This window comes from Paenibacillus sp. NRS-1760 (genome assembly GCF_050467785.1).
Classification (GTDB): domain Bacteria; phylum Bacillota; class Bacilli; order Paenibacillales; family Paenibacillaceae; genus Pristimantibacillus.
In genome coordinates, this window is the sequence record NZ_JBITPK010000010.1 from 23,190 (window position 1) to 42,595 (window position 19,406).

Consider the following 19,406-nt stretch of genomic DNA (forward strand, 5'->3'; position numbering starts at 1 on the left):
ACAGGGCGACACCGTTTTTTTGTATAACCTAGCGTTTTCTAAGTAGAAAAAACTCGCATTCTTTTCGGTTATGATAGGCAATATCGCTTACCCCCGATTGGGTCACAATCGTGCTATCATCAAACCGCACAACCAGCGAGCTGGCATCGATGAGCTGATTGTCTTGAAACACGCGAATGCGCTGCTGCAGTTCGATAACCTCTTCAAAATCCTGATCGGTGCTGAGTCGTCGATTAATGGCCATATATACTCCTTTAATACGGAAAATGATTTCTTATAGTCTATCCCATGTTAGATCGTGTTGCAAAGTTGTCTTTGTTTCTCTTTGTCTCCTCAGGCAACCTATGTTACATTGTATTCACGAAAAACGAATTGTCAAAAAGGAGAAGGAGATACTAGTATGTCCATCCGCGTTCGGCTGCTATTGTCCTACAGCTGTATTCTTATCGTTACGATCGTATTGTTTCTTGCCGCTGCTCTGCTCTTTGTAGTAGCGATAACAGGCGATGTGCGAAGCGTAAAGGACTTTTACAATATTCATTATTCCGTTAATCCATTGTCTGAGCAGGAGGAAACGATTTTCCTTGATCTAAAGTATTTGGCGAAAAATGAACCCGACTCGCTTCTTGATCATACACTGCTCGATCAATATAATTACAAGCTTCGTTCGGTACAAGCGGAGCTGGTTATAAGAAAAGGCGACGAGGCGATATATTCGTCTTTGTCCGTAAAACAGCCCCAATTCATCACGTTTTTGCCTGACTATGAGATGGAAAACAATGCAATCCGCAACACCCTGCAAATAGGGGACCATTTTTATGCTTATGCGAAATTTGATTTTCGTTTTCCAGATCAATCCAAGGGAAGCGTACTCGTTGTAAGGGAGCGCAGTCCATTTGCAGAGGTTGTTCGTACACTCTTGCCTATTATATTAGGCGTGCTGTTTATCGTGCTTTTGCTCATGAATATGCTGCTTTATTATTTTTTGACGCGTAGTATTATTAAGCCGCTTGATTTGCTTCGGAAGTCGACAGAGCGTATTAAGGAAGGCGATTTGGAGTTTGAGCTGCAAGCGGTAGGCAGCGATGAGATTGCAAGGTTAAGCGAAGCCTTTGAAGATATGAGAATGAAGCTGAAGCAATCGGTAGAGAAGCAGCTGCAATATGAGCAAAATCGCAAGGAGCTTGTCGCGAACATTACGCATGATCTGAAAACGCCGATTACTTCAATTAAAGCAAGCATCGAAGGCATTCGGGACGGTGTACCGGATACGAAGCAAAAGATGGAGCGTTATGTGAACACGATTTTGACGAAGGCCGAGCATATGGATCAACTGATTGACGAGCTATTTCTTTACTCGAAGCTTGATTTGAAGCAGCTGCCGTTTACATTCGAGGAAATCAGCTTGGGGCAATTCATAGAGGACTATGCCGAGGATTTGCAATTTGATTTGCAAGACAAAGGCGTTGCGCTGACGTGGGACATTGTTCATTCGGAATCTACCAATGTGCTTGCCGACCGAGATAAGCTGAAGCGGGTTCTAACCAACATTATGGACAACGCCATGAAATTTATGTTGGACGAGCCAAAGCAAATAGCGATATCGCTTAGTGTGGAGACTGATTTTGTTAGATTAATGATTAGCGACAGCGGCTCAGGAATATCGGAGGAAGCTCTCCCGTTTATTTTTGAACGTTTTTTCCGCGAGGATCTCTCACGCAGCCAGCAAACGGGTGGAAGCGGCCTAGGACTTGCGATTACGAAACAAATTATCGAAGGGCATAACGGCAGCATTTATGCTGAGAGCAAGCTTGGAGCAGGAACTAGTATGATCATCAAGCTGCCGCTCGCGAGGAGCATAGGAGGACGAACATGACGAGAATTCTCATTATTGAAGATGAAGTGTCGATAGCTGAGGTGGAAAAGGATTATTTTGAGCTGCATGGTTTTTCTGCGGACATATGCTTAACAGGAACAGAGGGGCTCCGCGCTGCTGTAGAAGGTGAATATGATTTGATCGTACTAGATTTGCAGCTGCCAGGCATGGATGGGTATGAGATTTGTCGTCAAATCCGTGCGGTAAAGGAGGTTCCTATCCTTATCGTATCTGCCAAAAAAGAAGAGATCGATAAAATTCGCGGGTTAAGCTTAGGGGCGGATGATTATATCACGAAGCCGTTTAGTCCAAGTGAGCTGGTCGCCCGGGCGAAAGCACATTTGCAGCGCTACAAGCGATTGATGGGAAACCGCGATACCAAAGCCTCAAATAAGATCCAAATACGCGGCTTGCAGATTGATACCTCCTCCCGGCGCGTGTACGTCAACGACCACGAGGTGCAGTTCACGACAAAGGAATTTGATCTGCTGTCCTTTCTAGCGTTGAACCCCAATCATGTATTCAGCAAGCAAGAGCTGTTTGAGCAGCTGTGGGGGATGGATTCACTTGGCGAGATTGCGACGGTAACCGTTCATATACGCAGGTTAAGAGAAAAAATAGAAGCGGATCCTTCGAATCCGCAATATATTGAAACCATTTGGGGCGCAGGGTATCGGCTAACGATTTAGGCGGATTAAATAGACTATTCCGGTACGCTATAGTTATTTAACCAGTGGAAGGCTTGCTCAGCATCGCTAAAAAATTGTACAGACGGTTTGGTATTGGTTTGCTGCAAGTGATTCAGAATTTCACCATCTTCCAATAGGAATGCGATGGCTTTGCTATGACTCAAAATGCTTTCATTAAAAAATTTATCTTTCCATGCTTTTTGAACCGAATAATGGTCGGGTGTATAGCCTTTTCGATCTACTAACAAACGGTAATTTCGCCCCTCTGCCATGAATGGCTGAAACGCCTGCTCGAAACCATTAAACCAGTCATTAACATCATCTGTGCTTATTTTTCCAATCAGACGAGTAACAATTAAATCTCCTGAAACGGTTGTGCTAATATTGCGTTCACTCAACTAGATTCATCTCCCTTAGTTACAATTATGTATATCGTTTCCATAATGTCAATAAGGCTGCAACTTGCTGAGGTCGTCTTCTTTTTTGACCAAGTTCTGCATAAGTATGGGTAATAAAGAGTGTGCAGCTTGGTGCGGGAGGGGATCGGATTGGCGAAATGGGGAAGGCGAGGCTGGCATTTTCGAGGATTTGGCGGCAGCCGTATGCAGCTTTGGTCTGGCCGTCCATTCTCTAAAGTAAAATCAGTCACTTGGGGCAGTCGAGGAAGCTCAGCTTCATCAAGGCCAGCACCAAAGAAATGGGGTTCGGGAGCTCGTACAAGTGCAAGCAGCGGAAAATGGGGCATTAGGCGTCCAGCCGTAAAATACAGCAGCAGCCGAAGCAGCGGCAATGGCGGATCAGGCGGCACTTGGGGCTCTCGCCCTGCTAAGCCTCGTATAAGACGCCGCACAATCTTTATTATAGCCCTGCTTGTCTTTATGGTTTTTTCGATCCAATCCTTCGTCTATATTGAGAAAAATTTACGGCCGCCGCTGATGAATATAGCGAAAATCAGAGTAAAGCAAATCGCCACGCAGGCTATCAATAAAGCGATAACCGAGCAGGTAGCGAGCCGATCGGACAGCAGCAACCTTATTGACTGGAAGATGAACAGCAATGGGAAAATATCTGGCTTCATGCTTAATTACGCGGAGCATATGAAGATCACCTCGCAAACGATAAACACCGTCCAAAACACCTTAAATGAAATGAAGGATATACCGGAGCATATCCCGATTGGGCATGCGCTGGGTAGTGCGATCATCTCCTCATATGGCCCAAGAGTTCCAGTGAAATTCGAGCCGGTTGGGGCTGTTAAGGTAGATCTTAGCACGCGTCAGAAGGATGCCGGCATCAATATGATTTTGGTTGAGGTATACATTCGCATAATAGCGGAGGTTACGATCATTATTCCGTTTGATACCGAGCCGGAGCTGGTCGAAACGGATATTCCGATTTCATATTTGCTAGTAGTCGGCGACGTGCCGATGTACTATTACGACAATACGGGCAAACCTGTAGGCGAGTCGGCTGCGCAGGCGCCAAACATCTCGGTTCCGCTCGGCGAAGGTGCGGGAGGCGGAGTTACATCCAGTCCACAAAACAACAATAATGGAGAGTCTTCAGGCACTGGAGCAACTAATGCAGGACCGTCAACAGAAGCAACGAACGAAGGCTCTAATCATTCTAAAGGTTCTAACCAAGGATCAAATAGTTCGGGAAATTCATCTTCTGAATAGCATACATATAAAAACGACTTTATTGTCTTCTGCAAAGAGGACGATAAAGTCGTTTTATATTTTTTGATTTAATTTCCGGAACGCATTCGTTTACGCTCGGCTTGCTCCCAGCGGCGCAGCATCGGATATGGATCAAACGACCATTCAATTAATCCGCGGTCGCTGTATACGCCATAATGCAGGTGAGGAGGAAACTTTCCCTGCGTCCCGGGTTTGCCGTAACCAGAGCTTCCTACCCATCCAACAACCTGTCCAGGCTTTACGACATCGCCTATATTAACGGTTTTGTCAAAGCCGGACAAATGTGCGTAATAGTGGTAAAAATTGTTTAGATCACGAATGCCAATTCTCCAGCCGCCGTAGGGATTCCAGCCCTGCACCTCAACAATGCCATAACAGGTGCTCCGAACAGGGACGCCATGCCTTACGAAAATGTCGGTACCTTCATGGGTACGCCTGCCGCCCCAGCTTCGCCCGGTTCCCCAGGTGCTGTTATAGGCATAATGAGTGCTGATTGGCAGCGGGAATGCATGCTCGAACAAATCAAGCTGGCCAAATGCTTCATAGATTCGGGCGAACTGCTGGATGCGCTGCACTGAACGATTATTTTGATAATACTCCCAAAGTCCGATTGCGAAATCATCATTGGAGATACCGTACGCGGCAACGCGGCTAACAAGTGAATAGAGAAGATCGATGTCGCTTGTTCGTTCCGCTTGTCCATTCCCGTCACCATCGCGGCCAATCCCGTTAAAAAAGTTGATCGATACCGGCGAGCTGTCATCCGTATTCGGATTGAGCGGGCCGACCCAGCGTTCCTGGTCGATAAACACGCCAACGGTGTTCCCAAGCATTGGACGAGCCTTTGGACGTGCTTTAGACATGGATCGCTCATACTGATCGATGGCTGCAATCCAGAACCAAGGCACTTCGGTAAATAAGCTTAATTTGTCATACAAGCCTCTTCTAACGGAAAAGGGATCGGTCTCAGCATCGACTGTTTGCTCATGGGCCTTATCAGTTTTTTGCTTGACAGCAGGAGCTGCTTTTACAGAACTGACGGGCGTGACAATGAACAGAGAAGCTGCGGTTATTGCTGCAACAATAGGAATAGTCAGTTTCAAACGTCTCACCCTTCCAAAAGCATGACGGTTATAACGTTATGTTTTGCAAATCATTAGTTTTTATACGAAACATGTTATCATATTTGAAATTTATAGTCCGTTGTACAGGCAATGTAAGGGTTTGGAGGATGATATCGACAATAAAGTCACATAAAAAATCACAATACTGTCACTAAAATTTATTTGAGTTCTAGTATTTCACCAAAATGAATTCTAATGTGTGTGGCGAAAAATATGGGGTGTTGCGTTCTTCTTTATGCTTGTCCTTCTTATAATTCGTTGCATGCGGATATAAATCATACGTTGTGTATAAGGATGACCATTAATTCGTGAGATTACAAAATTAGAATCAACACATTTAATACCTTGGCTGATTGCCGAATTTTTGGCTTCGATTTGTTTTAATTTATGTGCTTTGATTAGTGCAATCACACTTCCATCAATATCGAATGTCCTAGTGGAACCTTTTGTTTTAGATGGGGTTAACTTGTACTCGCTCATATTGCCCCTTGGAGTGTAGAGAGTTTTGTTAATACGTATATCATTAGTTTCAAAATTAATGTCATTCCATTGTAAGGCACATAATTCACCCGAACGCATACCTGAGAAAATGTATAAATAGAACATTTCAAGATCATTGAAACGACCAAATAATTTTACAATATTCAAAAACTCAGCAATTTCGTTTTTCTCTAAATATTTATTATCTAGACTTTCATTTTCTAAATTCTTACTTGTTTTTTTCTTTTTTGGTCCTCCACACGTTCTTTTGCTTCTTTTTTTGTGTCTGCTCTCCTGGATATTTGTCTTCTTTCACCAGTAATAGGATCGGGTGGTCCATCGGCAACACAAATCCATTTATAACCTTGTTTGTTTTTAGCTTTTACCTTAGTAAAAGAAGCCATAATAACTCTCCTTCTTTCTAAAATTAACTCCACCGAAGATGGGATTTAATCTCGCATTGCATAATTTCCTCAATATCATGAATTCGCAATAATAGACGACGAAATATCTTGTATCTCTATGTTTTCAGATTCCTTTTTAATTTTTGTATATATGTAATCCTTAAGTGTAGGTAAATGAATGCCGAGTGACTCTTGGTGACGGCTAAAGCGGTCACGGGGCTAAAGTACCTGTGTAATTTAAATTGAATAATAAATTAGCTTTAGTTGAGATCCTAGCATTTGAGTGTGCGGATAACGGCGGTAAGTTTGATACAGCATTATGATCAGTACGATTATCGGAATTTGCATATTACGCAACCAAGATGCATGTTAAGCAAAAGAATTTACTGAAAAAAGAAGTTATCAAGCGTAGTGCAGATATTCGTTATATGCGTGACGCTGCAAATATTGGTGACACCGTCCGTGTGCCGATGCTTCGTGAAAATCCGCTCTTAGGTGGTTATATCCGTGATGGGCGGAAGCTTGTCGAAGGAGTGATCATTAATAAGGAATTAATAGCCCCAGCTGGCGATATACAATCCGCAGGACAGAAAACGGACAGATTCAAAAAGGCAATGGTCATATGATTAAAGAGATTGTTGTCAGAAGTTGCGATGTAATTCAGTGAATATTGATTACTATAGGACCCGTATTTAATGTACGGGACCTCTGGAATTAGATTGTCATTCTCTTAACGTTTGATGATAGCACAAATATAACATAACTTTCTGCTTCCTTTTATAAGGTTTAAGTTTTCACAATATGCACATTTCATAGGCACTCACCTCCTGAGTTATTATGTCCGAAGGTCGTTAAGGAGTATACAGGTAAGTTGAACGTTGAAGATTACGGGAGTAGCAAACTTGTTACATTAATCTTTAAGTAGTTTGAAAGGGAAATTTGTAGGAGGATTAAAAAACCTGCCCAATGGGCAGGTTGGGCAACTTATTTTTATGCGTTAACAGTCTCTGGTCGTTTAACTTGAAGTGGAGGAGGTATAAGCCAACCTTTTTCTTTGCTCAGTTCAAGTATTTTAACGCCAAGTGCTGTTTTAGTAAGATGATATTTCGCAAATAAAGCTCCAATATCTTCTCTAATAGACTGACCCATAACTTGGCTACAAGCAACTAGTCCAAGTGATGTGTCATTGGCAATTTTAGCAGCAATTTCGGGATCAGAGAATCTTGCGCCTACAGGGATGTCTTCGAGTTTAACAGGGGGTCTCTCAGGCATCATAGGTGCGGAAGCAATTCCGTTATCAGTAAGCAATGTATCACATTCTTTAATTTCCATCTTTGCTTGATCAATGAGAGCATCCAGTATTTTTTTTAAGTCTTTGTCTCCAGCGTGATTTAAGTATGCTTGGTAACAGGATACAGCGCCTTTTGCTACAGTTGAAGCCTGCCAAACACTAAATATTTCACCGTAGTGCATTGGTTCATCCTTTGGATTACCACTTAAAATTCCCATTTGATTTGCTCCTTTTGATTCATTAATTTTTTGAACTGACTTAATATGCTTAACTACACAGAAATAATACGAATAAGGGTGAAATTCACAAAAATACTTGGAAACACTTCGAATTAGGCAGAAAAAATGAACGAAGCTATTTTGCACTCAAATGAACCCCCCATTAAATGCAGGGGTTCATGAAAAACGATTCTCTATTCTTGCTTAAGTACGTTCCCGATCTCGGCTTCTTAATCCGATTAAGCCCGTTAAGCCAAGCAAACCAAGCCAGCCCCAATTATTTCTTCTATCGTCTGTTGTCGCATTTGTCCGATAGTTGTTTGCATTCATACCCGTGTTATTTGCTCCATAGCCATCGCCATAGCCATTCATTTGATTAGTGGTTGTGTTGTTTGTTCCATAACTGTTCATGCGATTGTTATCTGTTGTCATCCTATCTACTTGATTTGATTGTTCCGCGAAGGCAGGGAAACACAGTGCGGATGATAGGATTGTAAAGGCAAATAGCAACGAGTAAATTTTTTTCATTTTCACTAATTCTCCTTGTATTCAAATTTATTACGTTTATAAGTTTCCCTTACTGAAAATAAAATATTCTGCTTTTATGTATCTCAATGAATATTGAAGTACTTAAAAAAATCCTCGGCTTATATAACCGAGGCAATGAGGATTATTTAACTGTTTAAAACAATTCACATTCCATTAGAAAGATTCGAGTGATGGGCAGCATTGAACATAGATGAAATTCATCAAATCCATGGCAGTTGTACCTAGGATAGGGGGGATTTCATTAAGAGTATATACTGGAGTGACAAAAGTTGTTACCGAGCCATAATAATAGCGCAAATGTAGCAGGTATGCTTAAGACCTTTTAGCTTTTTTAGATTTTCACAGTTTAAGCATTTCACGTCTCAAAACTCACCTCCGAGGTTATTATGCCCGTTGGTCAAAAATGTATTTTAGAAATGTATGAGTTTAGAAGTTGAATCGTTGAATACAGAAGTACATGGGAGGTGGATCGATGGGAGCACCGAGAATCTTGCACTATCCAGGTAGCCAGTGGAACATGGCTGGATGGATTATTGAGCATATGCCATCGCATTCTGTTTATCTGGAACCATTCTTTGGATCTGGCGCGGTTTTGTTTAACAAACAACCTTCTGGGTTGGAAACTATCAATGATATCGACGGTGATGTAATTAATCTCTTTAAAGTAATTCGAGATTACCAAGATCAAAATGCTGACGCAGTTCATTGGACACCGTACTCATGGCAAGAATATTTAGTTTCTCACAAGCTTTCTGAAAATGAAATTGAACGGGCGAGGCGCTTCCTAGTTCGCTGCTGGCAGTCGATCAGGGTAAAGACTGGATCGATATCGGGTTGGAAGTGTAGAGGAACCGCAGATGATTCTTATCGGGTAAAGCAGTGGAACAATCTACCTGTAAAAATCATTGATGTGGCTGAGTGAATGAAAGACGTTCAGATTGAGAATAGACCAGCCCTGCAGGTCGTTAATAGATATAATCGATCAGACGTTTTGATTTACGCAGATCCACCATATTTGATGGATACACGAAATGGAAAGCTTTATGAAAACGAAATGTCCGATGAGGATCACACTGAACTTTTTCATGCACTCTTGCAGCACTCTGGTCCAGCAATTTTATCAGGCTAAAATCATCCTCTTTATGAATCTATGCTTTCTGGCTGGATGCGTGAGGAGCAAAAACAAATTATCGAAAATGGATCCGCGCGAACCGAAGTTCTCTGGATCAACACAATAGCTGCTGAAGCAATTGGCGAACAACTGAAGCTTTTTTAATGGACAGGTTTGAATATTGAGGAACTTGGAGGGTGAATATGCAGCATATTCTTAAAACTTTGCCAAAATGGTACAAGGATGTCGTTAGTGGGGTGAAGACATTTGAGGTACGGCGAAAAGATCGTAATTTTAAAGTAGGAGATACACTGAGTTGCAGGAGTGGAGTCCGGAGACAGGGTATAGCGGCAATGCCGCCAAAGTCTATGTCTTTTATATTCTTGATGATTTCGAATATTTGAAAGACGGATATATCATAATGGGATTCGCATGAATAAAGAAATACATGGGAAGTGCGAGATATGATAGTATTTCCTGATTTATCCATAGCCAGTCAGGTATTAGCAACCGTAATGTATAGTTATTTGATTTTATCTAACTAATACCGACTGAATAAGGAATAAATATGAAAAGGGAAATAACCCGATGATTCAATAGATTAAGCTGGTTTACCTGTCAGACTATTTTCAAACATATCAATTATAACGAGGAAATGTTCTGCTTCTCGAAATACATGATCCGCCAATAACGGATGAATGATACTTTTTATTCGGCAGGCTTCAATTAGGTCTCGAGCTGTTCTCTTAAAATCACGAAGCGATTTAACTGATACTCTATTTTGATCAAGAAATTGGTCAAGTAGCGGAACAGTTTGCGATTGAGGACGCATAGATTCCAAATCCTTTGCTTGAAATAGTAATGTATCAAATTCTTGACTAAAGTTATTTGCTTGTTCAACTAATTGCCGCTCGGATGGATCAAGCAAGTGACTAATGAATTTGGCGTGGTCAGCCATGATTCTTAGAAAGAAAACATTCTCGTCGATAATAGCGTCGGGCAGCGGCTCCAACCGACCTAAATTTAATTCCGACAAACGATTTCTGAAATAATTAGCTTCTCTACTCACATGATCAACTAACAATGGAAAGTTGTTTGCACCTGGAAGTTGGCACGTCAGTATTAAACCGAGCACTTTTCTTTTGAAAGCCCAAATATAAGATACAGCAGTATGCACCTCTTCATTAAATCTTTTAATTACAGAGGGATCTGTTCCAAATGTAAATGCATTTGATCTATTTTCGATTGCTTCAAAGACGGCATAGAATTGATTTGCTTCATTAATTAATTGGGTATCCTCACAACGGAAACCCAATTTAAGAAATAGAGAATGCTCTTTCATAATTCGAGACCAAAACCTAACTTCTTCTAAAGAACGAGCTACAAATGACTGATCTAACAATGGCAGCATCTCCCTTGTAATATTAATCATCAGAAGAAATGTATGTAAGGAGAACTTGTTCTATTCCTTAACCAGAATTACAAAAATGGCATTAGAAGATTAATACCTGGGCTAAATAAGGGATTTATTCTTTCAGAATGATGATTTCGTGAGTAAGTCAAAACAAAGACTGCAGGCAGTGCAAACAGCATTATTTTAATGAACATTCGCTGAATATTAAGTAGTTTGCGAGGTTATCGAATTGTATTTGAAAGATTTGAATTTATAAACACCGTCTGATTACTGAAATGAAAGCTATAATCACCAACAAAGTGAACAATACCAGGATAATAACGATATTAGAACCACCAACAAATTCACCCATCAAATATTCACCTCCCAATATTTAATACGCTATGCAGATTATATGCGATTGACAATTTGGGATTGGGCGTTTGCTCTGCAGTGATGAGTGACCAGATTGAATATTGAAGATTTTGATATGAATTATTAGAACGCAAAAGACCCATAGAATGGGCCTTCTGAATAGATCTTGTTCGAATAATTCTATATTTTGTAAGAAGGTAAAAGTTGAAATCGAGCTGCAAAATTAATAGTCTCAGCAGTTACAGCCTATGTTGATACCTTCAACTCTTCTTTCATCTTTTCTTTCTTCTCTTCTTTCTTCTCTTCTTTCTTCTCTTCTCTCGTTGCGGCCGAGGACGCCACAACTACAAGCGATAATCACTAATAGAATGAAAAGCACCAGAATCGTACCAAGGTTATTGTGCATTATTCAATTCACCCCCTTGTGTTTTGACTACCATGTAGAATATGTATTGATAGAATTTAATGATTGGATGTTTGTTCCTGAATGATACTAGCCTTATTTAAAAGGATAGGACAATAAGTGCGAACGATTTACTGAGACAATGTTGAATGAATATTGAATAACTTTAAAGGTGATTTAATATGTCAACGTTAGGGCCAAAAGCAATGCAAATGATTAACGAAGCACTTAAACCAGTAATTAAATCAGGCAAGAGGATTGATAGGATTAAACTTGTGGTGTGTCCAATATCGCCAATCACCCAAACAGCAGTAGTAGATACAATGTATGGATTATTGTTAGTGGTAATTCGCGATATACGTAAGGTTGAGGCGATTAAACATTATTTAAGAATTCGTAATGAACGTGATTATGTATTGTTTATGATTGGTATTAACATTGGCTTCCGTATATCAGACATACAGTGGTTAACCGTTAAGGACGTTAAGGGAACACACATCGAAATCATTGAAGGCAAGACTATAAAGATTAAGAAAATAAAGATTCGTAAAACACTCAGGAAGGCATTAGACGATTTTATAAAGGGCAAACAGGATTACGAATATTTGTTTACAGGTCGTAGTAAGAAACATACAGGTAATGCAGGTGAACCGATTGATAGCAGCACAGCATACAAAATATTAAGCAAGGCAGCTCGCGCTAATGGAGTAGAAGAGATTGGGACGTATTCCATGAGGAAATCGTTTGGTTATCATTTTTACCTTTAAACAAAGGACATAGCGTTACTAATGGAGCTCTTTAATCATAGTGAACAATCCATAACTTTACGTTACATTGGGATCAAACAAGCGTGAGCGGTTGGTGCATGACTTAGGTGCTGAGCTTATCTTCTGTGATGTTAGTAGAGAGGAATGTTTACGGCGATTAGAGTTGGATGAGGACAGGCGATACCGTCAGGATGAATGGTCAGAGTACATTAACAAATGGTTTGACAGTTATGTTTCATAATTCGAAGCAATTGTGAATTTCAAAAAACAGATAATATTTTTATTAGAGACGTTGATAATTGCCTAGCACATTCATTTGGTTACCTTAATAGAATGTTGTGAATCACATAATCAGTTATGGGTCACGTAATCATTAGGAGGTAAGCAACGTATGAAGATGAAAAAAGCTAGTATAGTGAAGAAAGCTAGATCTTGTAAAAAGGTACAGCGGCACGTTCACGAGTTTGAAGGAAGTACTAAACTTGCTGAAGAGGGCAATGATCGACATAATCATCGCTTTGCAGGAGTTACCGGACAAGCGATTCGAGTGGGAAAAAGTCATGTTCATGAAATTGATCTTACGAACACAGATTTCTTAAACCATTTTCATAAATTGAAAAAGATTGTAACTGGACCGGCCATTCCAGTCGGGAATGGCAAACACGTACATTTTGTAACAGGCCAAACGACATTAAATGATGGTCATGTTCACCAATTTAAATTCGCAACATTGATTCAAGCACCTCTAGTTTAACTAATAAATTATGCAGAAATAAATGAATGGTCATGAAGACACTATTTTAAGCACAACATTCGACTTAAAATCAAAAAACATTATTACGTATTCTAATTTAGACAACGAATTTAAGACGAAATCGCAGAAGGAATTGACAAAAACTATAATAAAATTAAATTATGTGATTCCGTAATTAATAAAGGGGAACAGAGAAGATGGATCTATGTTAAAAATCTAGGGAATATTATCAAAGTGCCATTTATGGATATAATGAAAGTAGAAAGCCCTGCTTAAATAGCAGGGCTTTTTATTTAGAATTAATCACAAGAAAATCACATTGTTTACGTTATCGAGCGAATGTGAACGGTAAAAATGTTCTTCGTATTTGTGAAGTTAAGAGGAACATATAGGATAAACGATTAAATATGAATTTAAATGAAAGTCTGTTTTTTGTGCGAAACATGTTATAATAAACGCATGAGTTTAGGAATTATAAATGAACTTGAAAGCAGGTAATCCCTAATGAAACAACAAGAAACACTCAAAAAGCCTGATTGGCTTCGAATAAAATTAGCGACAGACGGTAACTTTGCCGAAATTAAAAATATGATGCGCTCAAAAACGCTACATACGGTTTGTGAGGAAGCACGTTGCCCAAACATTTATGAATGCTGGTCGAATCGAACAGCCACATTTATGATATTGGGTGATATTTGCACGCGCGCTTGCCGTTTTTGTGCTGTTAAGACAGGTATGCCGACTGAACTGGATTTGGACGAACCAGAACGGGTAGCAGAGGCAGCAGAGCAAATGAATCTTCAGCACTGTGTTGTTACATCGGTTGCTCGCGATGATCTTAAGGATGGCGGCGCATCCATATTTGCAGCTACTGTACATGCGATTCGCAAACGTATGCCGTTTTGCCGAGTTGAAGTGCTTATTCCTGACTTCTTGGGAAATAAAGATGCGCTTCAAATTGTAATGGATGCAAATCCGGATATTCTAAATCATAACGTCGAAACGGTGGAGCGGCTTTCGGATCGTGTTCGTGCCAAAGCCAAATACAGCCGTACGATGGAGCTGTTGAAGCGTGCCAAAGAAATGAAGCCTAAGATTCCAACCAAATCGAGCATTATGCTTGGCGTGGGTGAGGAATGGGATGAAATTTTGCAGACTATGGATGATCTTCGCGCAAACGATGTGAATATTTTGACATTAGGTCAATACTTGCAGCCAACGCCAAAACATTTAAAGGTCGTACGTTATGTCCACCCAGACGAATTTGCAAAACTAAAAGAAGAAGGGCTGAAGCGCGGTTTTAGGCATGTAGAATCCGCACCATTAGTACGCAGCTCTTATCATGCACATGAGCAGACCGATTCGGCACACGCAGCAATGGCAGCGGAAGCCGAAGCGAGCCGTGAGATTTCTTCCGGTGCTTGCTCGAGCAGCTTGTAACTGACGCTCAAGATGAGGTGGAAAATATGGCTTTGATTCATATCGGCGGAAAATCTTATGAAATTGTGCTTGAAAATAGGAATGGCTGGAATCCTGAAGCGTTTCGTGATCGATATAGCGAAGTACTTGAGCGCTACGATTATATTGTTGGCGACTGGGGCTATAGTCAGCTGCGGCTGAAAGGTTTTTTTCGTGACAGCCATCAGAAAGCTACGAAGGAAAGCAATCTATCTGGCATGCCGGATTACATTAATGAGTATTGCAACTTTGGCTGCGCTTATTTTATTTTAGAAAAAACAAACAGTACCGTTCGTGAGCCAGACGACTATGACTTGGATGCAGACGATGAGCGTCCGCGTATAGAAGCAGCTGATCTTCTTGCAGCAGCTGCCGGTTTTGTGGATATTTCTGAAGGTCTTGAACATGATGAGGTTGCGAGTGCAAAGGAAGAAAGCGCCGCTCCAACACATGAAAGGCATACTCGCAATCACACAAGGGAAAATCGCCATAGAAGCTCCAATCGCAATAAAAACGAAGCGGATAAAGGCAACGACAACGCGAATAGTGCTGGCGAAGGTAAAAATAGCAGCGAGCAGCAGCAGGGCAGCGGGAAACGTGAGCAGCAACAGCAGCGTAAAGGCGGCTATAAAGGCAATAACGATAACCGCTCCAAGAAACCGTTCCGCCTTGCAGCCAATGAAACTGCGGCTTCATCTGTAGAAACGAATCGACCAAACAAAAAAGACACAGAGCGCGTATAATACGCTCTGTGTCTTTTTTTTGGTTTTAGATGAATATAACAGATCTTATCGGACGTCGTAACCAAGGAATGCTTCACGTACTCGGTTCCAGAAAGGAAACGGCCGATATCGTGCAAAGCTTACTTTACGGCTGGATACACTGCAGCGGATGGAACGGATATCGCTGCTCATGATGCTGATATGATCAATTGCCAGCTGCAGCCGCTGCTCTTTCTTAGAGATAATATCACAGTGATGATGTTGCGGCAGCAGTACGGATGATCCAAGTGTACGATATACACGATTATTGATCGAAGCGATTTCCGCAATTTGCAGCGATTCTATCGATGGATGGACAATCGCTCCGCCTAAGCTTTTGTTATACGCGGTGCTTCCCGAAGGGGTCGAAATGACAATGCCGTCACCGCGGAACATTTCAAACATCTCATCATTTATATTGATTTGGGCGACGAGCGTTCCGTCAACGCCTTTTAGTGTGAATTCATTTAATGATAAGTAATGACGGGTCTCACTTGGTGTCTCAACTTCAATCTCGGCAAGCGGATACCTAACGATTCGTGGTGTTTCCTCTGCCATCATTGCGACGAGATCTTCAAGCTCGTCTGCCTTCCAGTCGGCATAAAATCCAAGATGGCCGGTGTGAATGCCAACAAATGCAACATTAGTAATTTGATCTACATATTTATGAAAAGCGAGGAGCAGTGTACCGTCCCCTCCGATGGAAATAACGATTTCCGGTGATTCATCATTCCGAGTGAAACCTCGCTCCGCGGCTAGTTTATGAAATTTTTCCGCTAACGATTTAGATAGATCATCGCCTCGATCAATTACCGCATACTTCAAAAGTAAATCTCCTTCCGATCTCCATAGTACTTAAGATGATAAAGGAAATTGTGTTTAAATTCAATGAGCGGCTCTAATCATGGCCCAAGCCACCCCCATAACAAGTAAACGAGAGTCATTGCAATTAATCCATGAACCATTCTAGCTATAAAAAAAGGACGATAGCGCAAATCTGTTTTGCTGAGCAGGCTTGCTACTTGGGCATGGACTGATAAGCCGCCCCAAGAGAGCACCCAAGCAGCGATTGCAGCTTGATGCATGAGTCCAGTACCAGCTGTACCTGCCGAACGAGAGCCTAATGTGACCTCGAACAATCCGAATATCCCAGCGTCTGCAAGCGGCTTAGGCAGGCCGATTAAACCAAACAAAAATCGTAGAGCTTCAGCCATCGCCTCAATGATGCCTGCATGCGTCAGCATCTCCATTACGACGGAGAAAAAAACGACGAGTCCGCCAACGACGATCATTAGCCGCAGTGCCGATTGAATAGAATCCTGCAGCAGCCGTCCTAGTCCGCGCCCATCCAGCAATCGTGCTTCATGCATCGCCTTGAGTGCTTCGGAGATGCGAGAGGGCTGTCGTTTTCTGAACCCATCCCTTGTAATCGCCGTTTTTTTGATTCCAGATGAAGGGGCATGTCTATCGTGAAAGCGCATGAGAAGACCGATAAGTAGACCGCCTCCGTAATGCGCAGCAGCGAGAATAGGAGCAATCGCTACATTTTGGAAGAAACCAACGGACACGGCGCCAATTAGGAAAATAGGATCAGAAGTAGTCGTAAAGGCAACAAGCCGCTCACCCTCTGCTCGGTTGACGAGCCGCTGCTCAAAGAGCTGTGCTGTTAGCTTTGCGCCTACCGGATAACCGGAAATGTAACCCATTGTCACGACAAAACCTCCGATGCCGGGAAGCCGGAATATAGGTCTCATGAGCGGATCAAGCAGCTTACCGAAAAAATGTACAATACCGAAGCCGAGCAGCAATTCTGATATGACGAAGAAAGGGAACAACGCTGGGAATAGAACCTCCCACCAAATAGAAAGCCCGCGGAGCGAGGAGTGAAGGGTTTCTGTAGGAAAGACAGTCATTAAAAGCACGATTATAAATGCGCCAAGCGCGGTTATAGATAAGGGATGAATGATCGTTCGCAGCAGATAAACCGCCTCCTCAAATAATTAGAAAGGGGAGCCGAGCAGATGCCATAAGATGCTGTACAACCCCTCCTAAACGTATATGTAGGAATAAGGATATCCATCACTGGATATGCTTTAAAAATAAATAAGTTTGATAAAGAAAACGCTTGCAAAACGCTGGATTCCTGTTTTTTTTATGGTACAATGGAATTACCTTTGAAACGGTTGGAGTGATGGGTATGAGTATAATCGCTGGCATCTTGGTCTGTGCTTTCGTCTATGTCATTCGAGAATCTCTTACAGCACCAGGGGAAGAGGACTATGAAGGTTGATGGGTAATAAGCACTATATGATGAGCCCCGGATAAGCATCCCGCGGGCTTTTTTTTGTTAAGTCCGTACTTTTATTTGTGATATAATACTAAATACCTACACAATGGAGATGAATTTGACGATGAATAGGAATATAAGCCTTTATGAGGCTTTAGGTGGATCTGAGACTTTAAGGCTGATTGTGAACTCTTTTTATCCTAAGGTACAAGCACATCCGTTAATTGGGCCTTTGTTCCCGCAAGATATTGATCCGGTTATAGAAAAACAATATTTATTTTTGACGCAATTTTTTGGCGGGCCTTCTTTATATTCTGATGAATATGGACATCCAATGATGAGAGCAAGACATATGCATTTTCCAATAACCCCTGAACATGCTGGCGCATGGCTTGACTGCATGCAAAGAGCATTGCAAGAGGTAGGCATAAATGACGAGCTGCAAGAGATCGTTATCAACAGACTATCCGGACCTGCACACCACTTTGTAAACACATCTGAAGAGGAGACGTGATTGTATGGAACCGCTCTACCTATCCAAAATCATATGCATTTGCTGTGAAAAGACTTTTATGACTTCGCGTGTTAGACCCAGCTTCAAAAGAGCAGCAAGAATGGATTCTGACTTTTGCGGATATTATAAAACGGACGTAAACCCTGATTTTTATGTTGTACGGGTTTGTCCTAATTGCGGCTTTGCCTCAACTGAGAACGGGATGGAGCGGTTGAATGATCGGCAAAAAAAGAAATATCATGATGAAATTGGAATGCATTGGAACAATCAAGATTATGGCGGGGAACGAGATCTGAAGAAGGCGATGGCCAGCTACAAGCTAGCACTTTTATCAGCCCAAGCTATTGACGAGAAGGATCGCGTGCTTGCTGGTATTTTGCATCACATTGCTTGGCTGTATCGTTATGAAGACAATCAGAAAGACGAGAAACGGTTTCTTACGTTTGCACTTCAAGCCTATATTCGTGTATATGAGGCAGAGGGTGTTGCGCTTAACAATGCGAAGCTAATGTTTTTAATAGGGGAGCTGAATCGTCGTATAGGAGAATTAAACGATGCTGTACGTTGGTTTTCCCGCGTGGTGAATGATAAAAAAATCGTGGATGCTGCAATGATTCGTGCGAGCCGCGAACAGTGGCAGCTTATACGCGAGGAGATGGAAGCCAGATCGAAACATGCATCCGGCAACACTTCTCCTGACGACGGCACAGATTTATTGAAGCAGTCGGTCTCTTCTTCTGCTTAGCGGAGCGCCTTTTTTAGAACACGGTTTGTCAGCAAATAATCGCGGTCTGCATCAACAATAGTCACTTTATTATGGCAGCAAGGGAAAACGAGCAATCGTTTCGTACCGCCTTGTATGTCTTGGAGCTCTTCTGGTTTTACTGGAAGCAGCACGTTTTCTGCTTGGCAGAAGGGACAGCTCGATACATAAAGATCTCCCATAATAATGTCATAAGGCCAGGCTTTTTCGAACGGAATCATGATTTGTTTTCGCTCTCAGGTGCAGCGTTAGGCTTAGCAAGCTCGGCAAGCTTTTGCAATAATATATGGCGCGGCATATGCATTAAGTGCTCTATTGGGACGCCAAGCTGCTCGGAAAGCTTAACAGCTGTATCAGCAGAAATCTGCAACGGTTTAGACATGGTGTAATTCCTCCAATCTGGATATAATTAAGTTATACACTGCCGAGAAGGTTTGCGCAAATAAAAACGCGGCCGCATCTTGGCTTTTTTTATGGAAGAGAGGATGA

22 protein-coding genes and 3 pseudogenes are annotated in these 19,406 nt (G+C 41.7%); 12 read left to right on the forward strand and 13 right to left on the reverse strand.

The window, feature by feature from the left end; all coding sequences use genetic code 11:
- Positions 1-28: 28 nt before the first annotated feature.
- The gene (locus tag ACIFSR_RS11105) at positions 29-244 is read right to left on the reverse strand and encodes a hypothetical protein (RefSeq protein ID WP_339207486.1); all 216 of its coding nucleotides are present in this window, start codon (positions 242-244) and stop codon (positions 29-31) included.
- A gap of 156 nt (positions 245-400) precedes the next feature.
- Between ACIFSR_RS11105 and ACIFSR_RS11110 the strand changes: the two genes are divergently transcribed.
- Together ACIFSR_RS11110 and ACIFSR_RS11115 are read left to right on the forward strand one after the other, a co-directional pair.
- Complete coding sequence (locus tag ACIFSR_RS11110) at positions 401-1,876, forward strand: sensor histidine kinase (RefSeq protein WP_430057404.1); 1,476 nt, start codon at positions 401-403, stop codon at positions 1,874-1,876.
- Positions 1,873-2,565: a response regulator transcription factor gene (locus tag ACIFSR_RS11115; protein WP_339207488.1), complete on the forward strand. Its 693-nt coding sequence runs from the start codon at positions 1,873-1,875 to the stop codon at positions 2,563-2,565. The genes ACIFSR_RS11110 and ACIFSR_RS11115 overlap by 4 nt, the downstream gene beginning before the upstream one ends.
- 14 nt (positions 2,566-2,579) lie before the next feature.
- Here the strand turns inward: ACIFSR_RS11115 and ACIFSR_RS11120 are convergent, their stop codons facing one another.
- On the reverse strand, positions 2,580-2,963 hold the full coding sequence (locus ACIFSR_RS11120; RefSeq protein WP_339207489.1) for an STAS/SEC14 domain-containing protein: 384 nt from the start codon (positions 2,961-2,963) through the stop codon (positions 2,580-2,582).
- 150 nt (positions 2,964-3,113) lie between these two features.
- Between ACIFSR_RS11120 and yunB the strand changes: the two genes are divergently transcribed.
- On the forward strand, positions 3,114-4,244 hold the full coding sequence (gene yunB / locus ACIFSR_RS11125) for a sporulation protein YunB (protein WP_430057406.1): 1,131 nt from the start codon (positions 3,114-3,116) through the stop codon (positions 4,242-4,244).
- A gap of 68 nt (positions 4,245-4,312) precedes the next feature.
- On the opposite strand, the gene ACIFSR_RS11130 is transcribed toward yunB, so the two are convergent.
- The 3 genes from ACIFSR_RS11130 to ACIFSR_RS11140 all read right to left on the reverse strand — a co-directional run bounded on the left by ACIFSR_RS11130 (position 4,313) and on the right by ACIFSR_RS11140 (position 6,273).
- Complete coding sequence (locus ACIFSR_RS11130; RefSeq protein ID WP_339207491.1) at positions 4,313-5,368, reverse strand: M23 family metallopeptidase; 1,056 nt, start codon at positions 5,366-5,368, stop codon at positions 4,313-4,315.
- Positions 5,369-5,581: 213 nt separating this feature from the next.
- Positions 5,582-6,037, reverse strand: a complete 456-nt coding sequence (locus tag ACIFSR_RS11135) for a tyrosine-type recombinase/integrase (RefSeq protein ID WP_430057408.1) — start codon at positions 6,035-6,037, stop codon at positions 5,582-5,584.
- A gap of 53 nt (positions 6,038-6,090) precedes the next feature.
- On the reverse strand, positions 6,091-6,273 hold the full coding sequence (locus tag ACIFSR_RS11140; protein WP_430057410.1) for an Arm DNA-binding domain-containing protein: 183 nt from the start codon (positions 6,271-6,273) through the stop codon (positions 6,091-6,093).
- 428 nt (positions 6,274-6,701) lie between these two features.
- Between ACIFSR_RS11140 and ACIFSR_RS11145 the strand changes: the two genes are divergently transcribed.
- On the forward strand, positions 6,702-6,899 hold the full coding sequence (locus ACIFSR_RS11145; protein ID WP_430057411.1) for a hypothetical protein: 198 nt from the start codon (positions 6,702-6,704) through the stop codon (positions 6,897-6,899).
- Positions 6,900-7,263: 364 nt separating this feature from the next.
- Here the strand turns inward: ACIFSR_RS11145 and ACIFSR_RS11150 are convergent, their stop codons facing one another.
- A complete protein-coding gene (locus ACIFSR_RS11150) occupies positions 7,264-7,782 on the reverse strand; it encodes a DUF3231 family protein (RefSeq protein WP_339209525.1) in 519 nt (172 codons plus the stop codon).
- Positions 7,783-7,986: 204 nt separating this feature from the next.
- Positions 7,987-8,310 (reverse strand): WGxxGxxG family protein, encoded by a 324-nt coding sequence (locus ACIFSR_RS11155; protein WP_339207494.1) that lies wholly within the window; start codon positions 8,308-8,310, stop codon positions 7,987-7,989.
- Positions 8,311-8,803: 493 nt separating this feature from the next.
- Here ACIFSR_RS11155 and ACIFSR_RS11160 point away from each other — a divergent pair.
- Positions 8,804-9,460: pseudogene (locus ACIFSR_RS11160) on the forward strand (DNA adenine methylase).
- Between the two features lie 185 nt (positions 9,461-9,645).
- A pseudogene (locus tag ACIFSR_RS11165) lies at positions 9,646-9,878 on the forward strand (DUF3850 domain-containing protein).
- A gap of 165 nt (positions 9,879-10,043) precedes the next feature.
- Here the strand turns inward: ACIFSR_RS11165 and ACIFSR_RS11170 are convergent.
- Together ACIFSR_RS11170 and ACIFSR_RS11175 are read right to left on the reverse strand one after the other, a co-directional pair.
- Positions 10,044-10,844 carry a DUF2935 domain-containing protein gene (locus ACIFSR_RS11170; protein WP_430057413.1) on the reverse strand — a complete coding sequence of 267 codons (801 nt, stop codon included), beginning with the start codon at positions 10,842-10,844 and terminating at the stop codon, positions 10,044-10,046.
- A 598-nt stretch (positions 10,845-11,442) separates the two neighbouring features.
- On the reverse strand, positions 11,443-11,616 hold the full coding sequence (locus ACIFSR_RS11175; protein WP_430057415.1) for a hypothetical protein: 174 nt from the start codon (positions 11,614-11,616) through the stop codon (positions 11,443-11,445).
- 320 nt (positions 11,617-11,936) lie between these two features.
- Here ACIFSR_RS11175 and ACIFSR_RS11180 point away from each other — a divergent pair.
- The 4 genes and pseudogenes from ACIFSR_RS11180 (at position 11,937) to ACIFSR_RS11195 (ending at position 15,335) form a co-directional block, all read left to right on the forward strand.
- Positions 11,937-12,467: pseudogene (locus tag ACIFSR_RS11180) on the forward strand (tyrosine-type recombinase/integrase).
- 304 nt (positions 12,468-12,771) lie between these two features.
- Positions 12,772-13,134, forward strand: coding sequence for a YmaF family protein (locus tag ACIFSR_RS11185; protein ID WP_339207496.1), 363 nt, complete (start codon positions 12,772-12,774; stop codon positions 13,132-13,134).
- A 504-nt stretch (positions 13,135-13,638) separates the two neighbouring features.
- Complete coding sequence (lipA, locus tag ACIFSR_RS11190) at positions 13,639-14,574, forward strand: lipoyl synthase (RefSeq protein WP_076271021.1); 936 nt, start codon at positions 13,639-13,641, stop codon at positions 14,572-14,574.
- Between the two features lie 26 nt (positions 14,575-14,600).
- Positions 14,601-15,335, forward strand: a complete 735-nt coding sequence (locus tag ACIFSR_RS11195) for a YutD-like domain-containing protein (protein WP_430057417.1) — start codon at positions 14,601-14,603, stop codon at positions 15,333-15,335.
- A gap of 45 nt (positions 15,336-15,380) precedes the next feature.
- Here ACIFSR_RS11195 and ACIFSR_RS11200 read toward each other — a convergent pair whose 3' ends face one another.
- Complete coding sequence (locus ACIFSR_RS11200; protein ID WP_430057418.1) at positions 15,381-16,178, reverse strand: NAD kinase; 798 nt, start codon at positions 16,176-16,178, stop codon at positions 15,381-15,383.
- A 77-nt stretch (positions 16,179-16,255) separates the two neighbouring features.
- Positions 16,256-17,266, reverse strand: coding sequence for a sporulation integral membrane protein YlbJ (ylbJ, locus tag ACIFSR_RS11205; protein ID WP_430057821.1), 1,011 nt, complete (start codon positions 17,264-17,266; stop codon positions 16,256-16,258).
- Positions 17,267-17,764: 498 nt separating this feature from the next.
- On the opposite strand from ylbJ, the gene ACIFSR_RS11210 reads away from it, so the two are divergent.
- Together ACIFSR_RS11210 and ACIFSR_RS11215 are read left to right on the forward strand one after the other, a co-directional pair.
- Entirely contained in the window at positions 17,765-18,154 is a 390-nt protein-coding gene (locus ACIFSR_RS11210; RefSeq protein WP_076271024.1) for a globin, read from the forward strand.
- A gap of 4 nt (positions 18,155-18,158) precedes the next feature.
- Positions 18,159-18,899, forward strand: coding sequence for a DUF2225 domain-containing protein (locus tag ACIFSR_RS11215; RefSeq protein WP_430057420.1), 741 nt, complete (start codon positions 18,159-18,161; stop codon positions 18,897-18,899).
- On the opposite strand, the gene ACIFSR_RS11220 is transcribed toward ACIFSR_RS11215, so the two are convergent.
- Together ACIFSR_RS11220 and ACIFSR_RS11225 are read right to left on the reverse strand one after the other, a co-directional pair.
- Positions 18,896-19,138 (reverse strand): hypothetical protein, encoded by a 243-nt coding sequence (locus tag ACIFSR_RS11220; RefSeq protein WP_339207500.1) that lies wholly within the window; start codon positions 19,136-19,138, stop codon positions 18,896-18,898. The genes ACIFSR_RS11215 and ACIFSR_RS11220 overlap by 4 nt on opposite strands.
- The gene (locus ACIFSR_RS11225; protein ID WP_076271027.1) at positions 19,135-19,299 is read right to left on the reverse strand and encodes a YycC family protein; all 165 of its coding nucleotides are present in this window, start codon (positions 19,297-19,299) and stop codon (positions 19,135-19,137) included. Before ACIFSR_RS11225 ends, ACIFSR_RS11220 begins: the two co-directional genes overlap by 4 nt.
- Between the last annotated feature and the right edge of the window lie 107 nt (positions 19,300-19,406).

What these genes read in the sequence shown, in the direction of transcription:
- ACIFSR_RS11105 (WP_339207486.1), bottom strand. Translation starts at nt 244, where the DNA reads ATGGCCATTAATCGACGACTCAGCACCGATCAGGATTTTGAAGAGGTT.
- ACIFSR_RS11110 (WP_430057404.1), top strand. Translation starts at nt 401, where the DNA reads ATGTCCATCCGCGTTCGGCTGCTATTGTCCTACAGCTGTATTCTTATC.
- ACIFSR_RS11115 (WP_339207488.1), top strand. Translation starts at nt 1,873, where the DNA reads ATGACGAGAATTCTCATTATTGAAGATGAAGTGTCGATAGCTGAGGTG.
- ACIFSR_RS11140 (WP_430057410.1), bottom strand. Translation starts at nt 6,273, where the DNA reads ATGGCTTCTTTTACTAAGGTAAAAGCTAAAAACAAACAAGGTTATAAA.
- ACIFSR_RS11145 (WP_430057411.1), top strand. Translation starts at nt 6,702, where the DNA reads ATGCGTGACGCTGCAAATATTGGTGACACCGTCCGTGTGCCGATGCTT.
- ACIFSR_RS11150 (WP_339209525.1), bottom strand. Translation starts at nt 7,782, where the DNA reads ATGGGAATTTTAAGTGGTAATCCAAAGGATGAACCAATGCACTACGGT.
- ACIFSR_RS11155 (WP_339207494.1), bottom strand. Translation starts at nt 8,310, where the DNA reads ATGAAAAAAATTTACTCGTTGCTATTTGCCTTTACAATCCTATCATCC.
- ACIFSR_RS11175 (WP_430057415.1), bottom strand. Translation starts at nt 11,616, where the DNA reads ATGCACAATAACCTTGGTACGATTCTGGTGCTTTTCATTCTATTAGTG.
- ACIFSR_RS11185 (WP_339207496.1), top strand. Translation starts at nt 12,772, where the DNA reads ATGAAGATGAAAAAAGCTAGTATAGTGAAGAAAGCTAGATCTTGTAAA.
- lipA (WP_076271021.1), top strand. Translation starts at nt 13,639, where the DNA reads ATGAAACAACAAGAAACACTCAAAAAGCCTGATTGGCTTCGAATAAAA.
- ACIFSR_RS11195 (WP_430057417.1), top strand. Translation starts at nt 14,601, where the DNA reads ATGGCTTTGATTCATATCGGCGGAAAATCTTATGAAATTGTGCTTGAA.
- ylbJ (WP_430057821.1), bottom strand. Translation starts at nt 17,266, where the DNA reads ATGACTGTCTTTCCTACAGAAACCCTTCACTCCTCGCTCCGCGGGCTT.
- ACIFSR_RS11210 (WP_076271024.1), top strand. Translation starts at nt 17,765, where the DNA reads ATGAATAGGAATATAAGCCTTTATGAGGCTTTAGGTGGATCTGAGACT.
- ACIFSR_RS11215 (WP_430057420.1), top strand. Translation starts at nt 18,159, where the DNA reads ATGGAACCGCTCTACCTATCCAAAATCATATGCATTTGCTGTGAAAAG.
- ACIFSR_RS11220 (WP_339207500.1), bottom strand. Translation starts at nt 19,138, where the DNA reads ATGATTCCGTTCGAAAAAGCCTGGCCTTATGACATTATTATGGGAGAT.
- ACIFSR_RS11225 (WP_076271027.1), bottom strand. Translation starts at nt 19,299, where the DNA reads ATGTCTAAACCGTTGCAGATTTCTGCTGATACAGCTGTTAAGCTTTCC.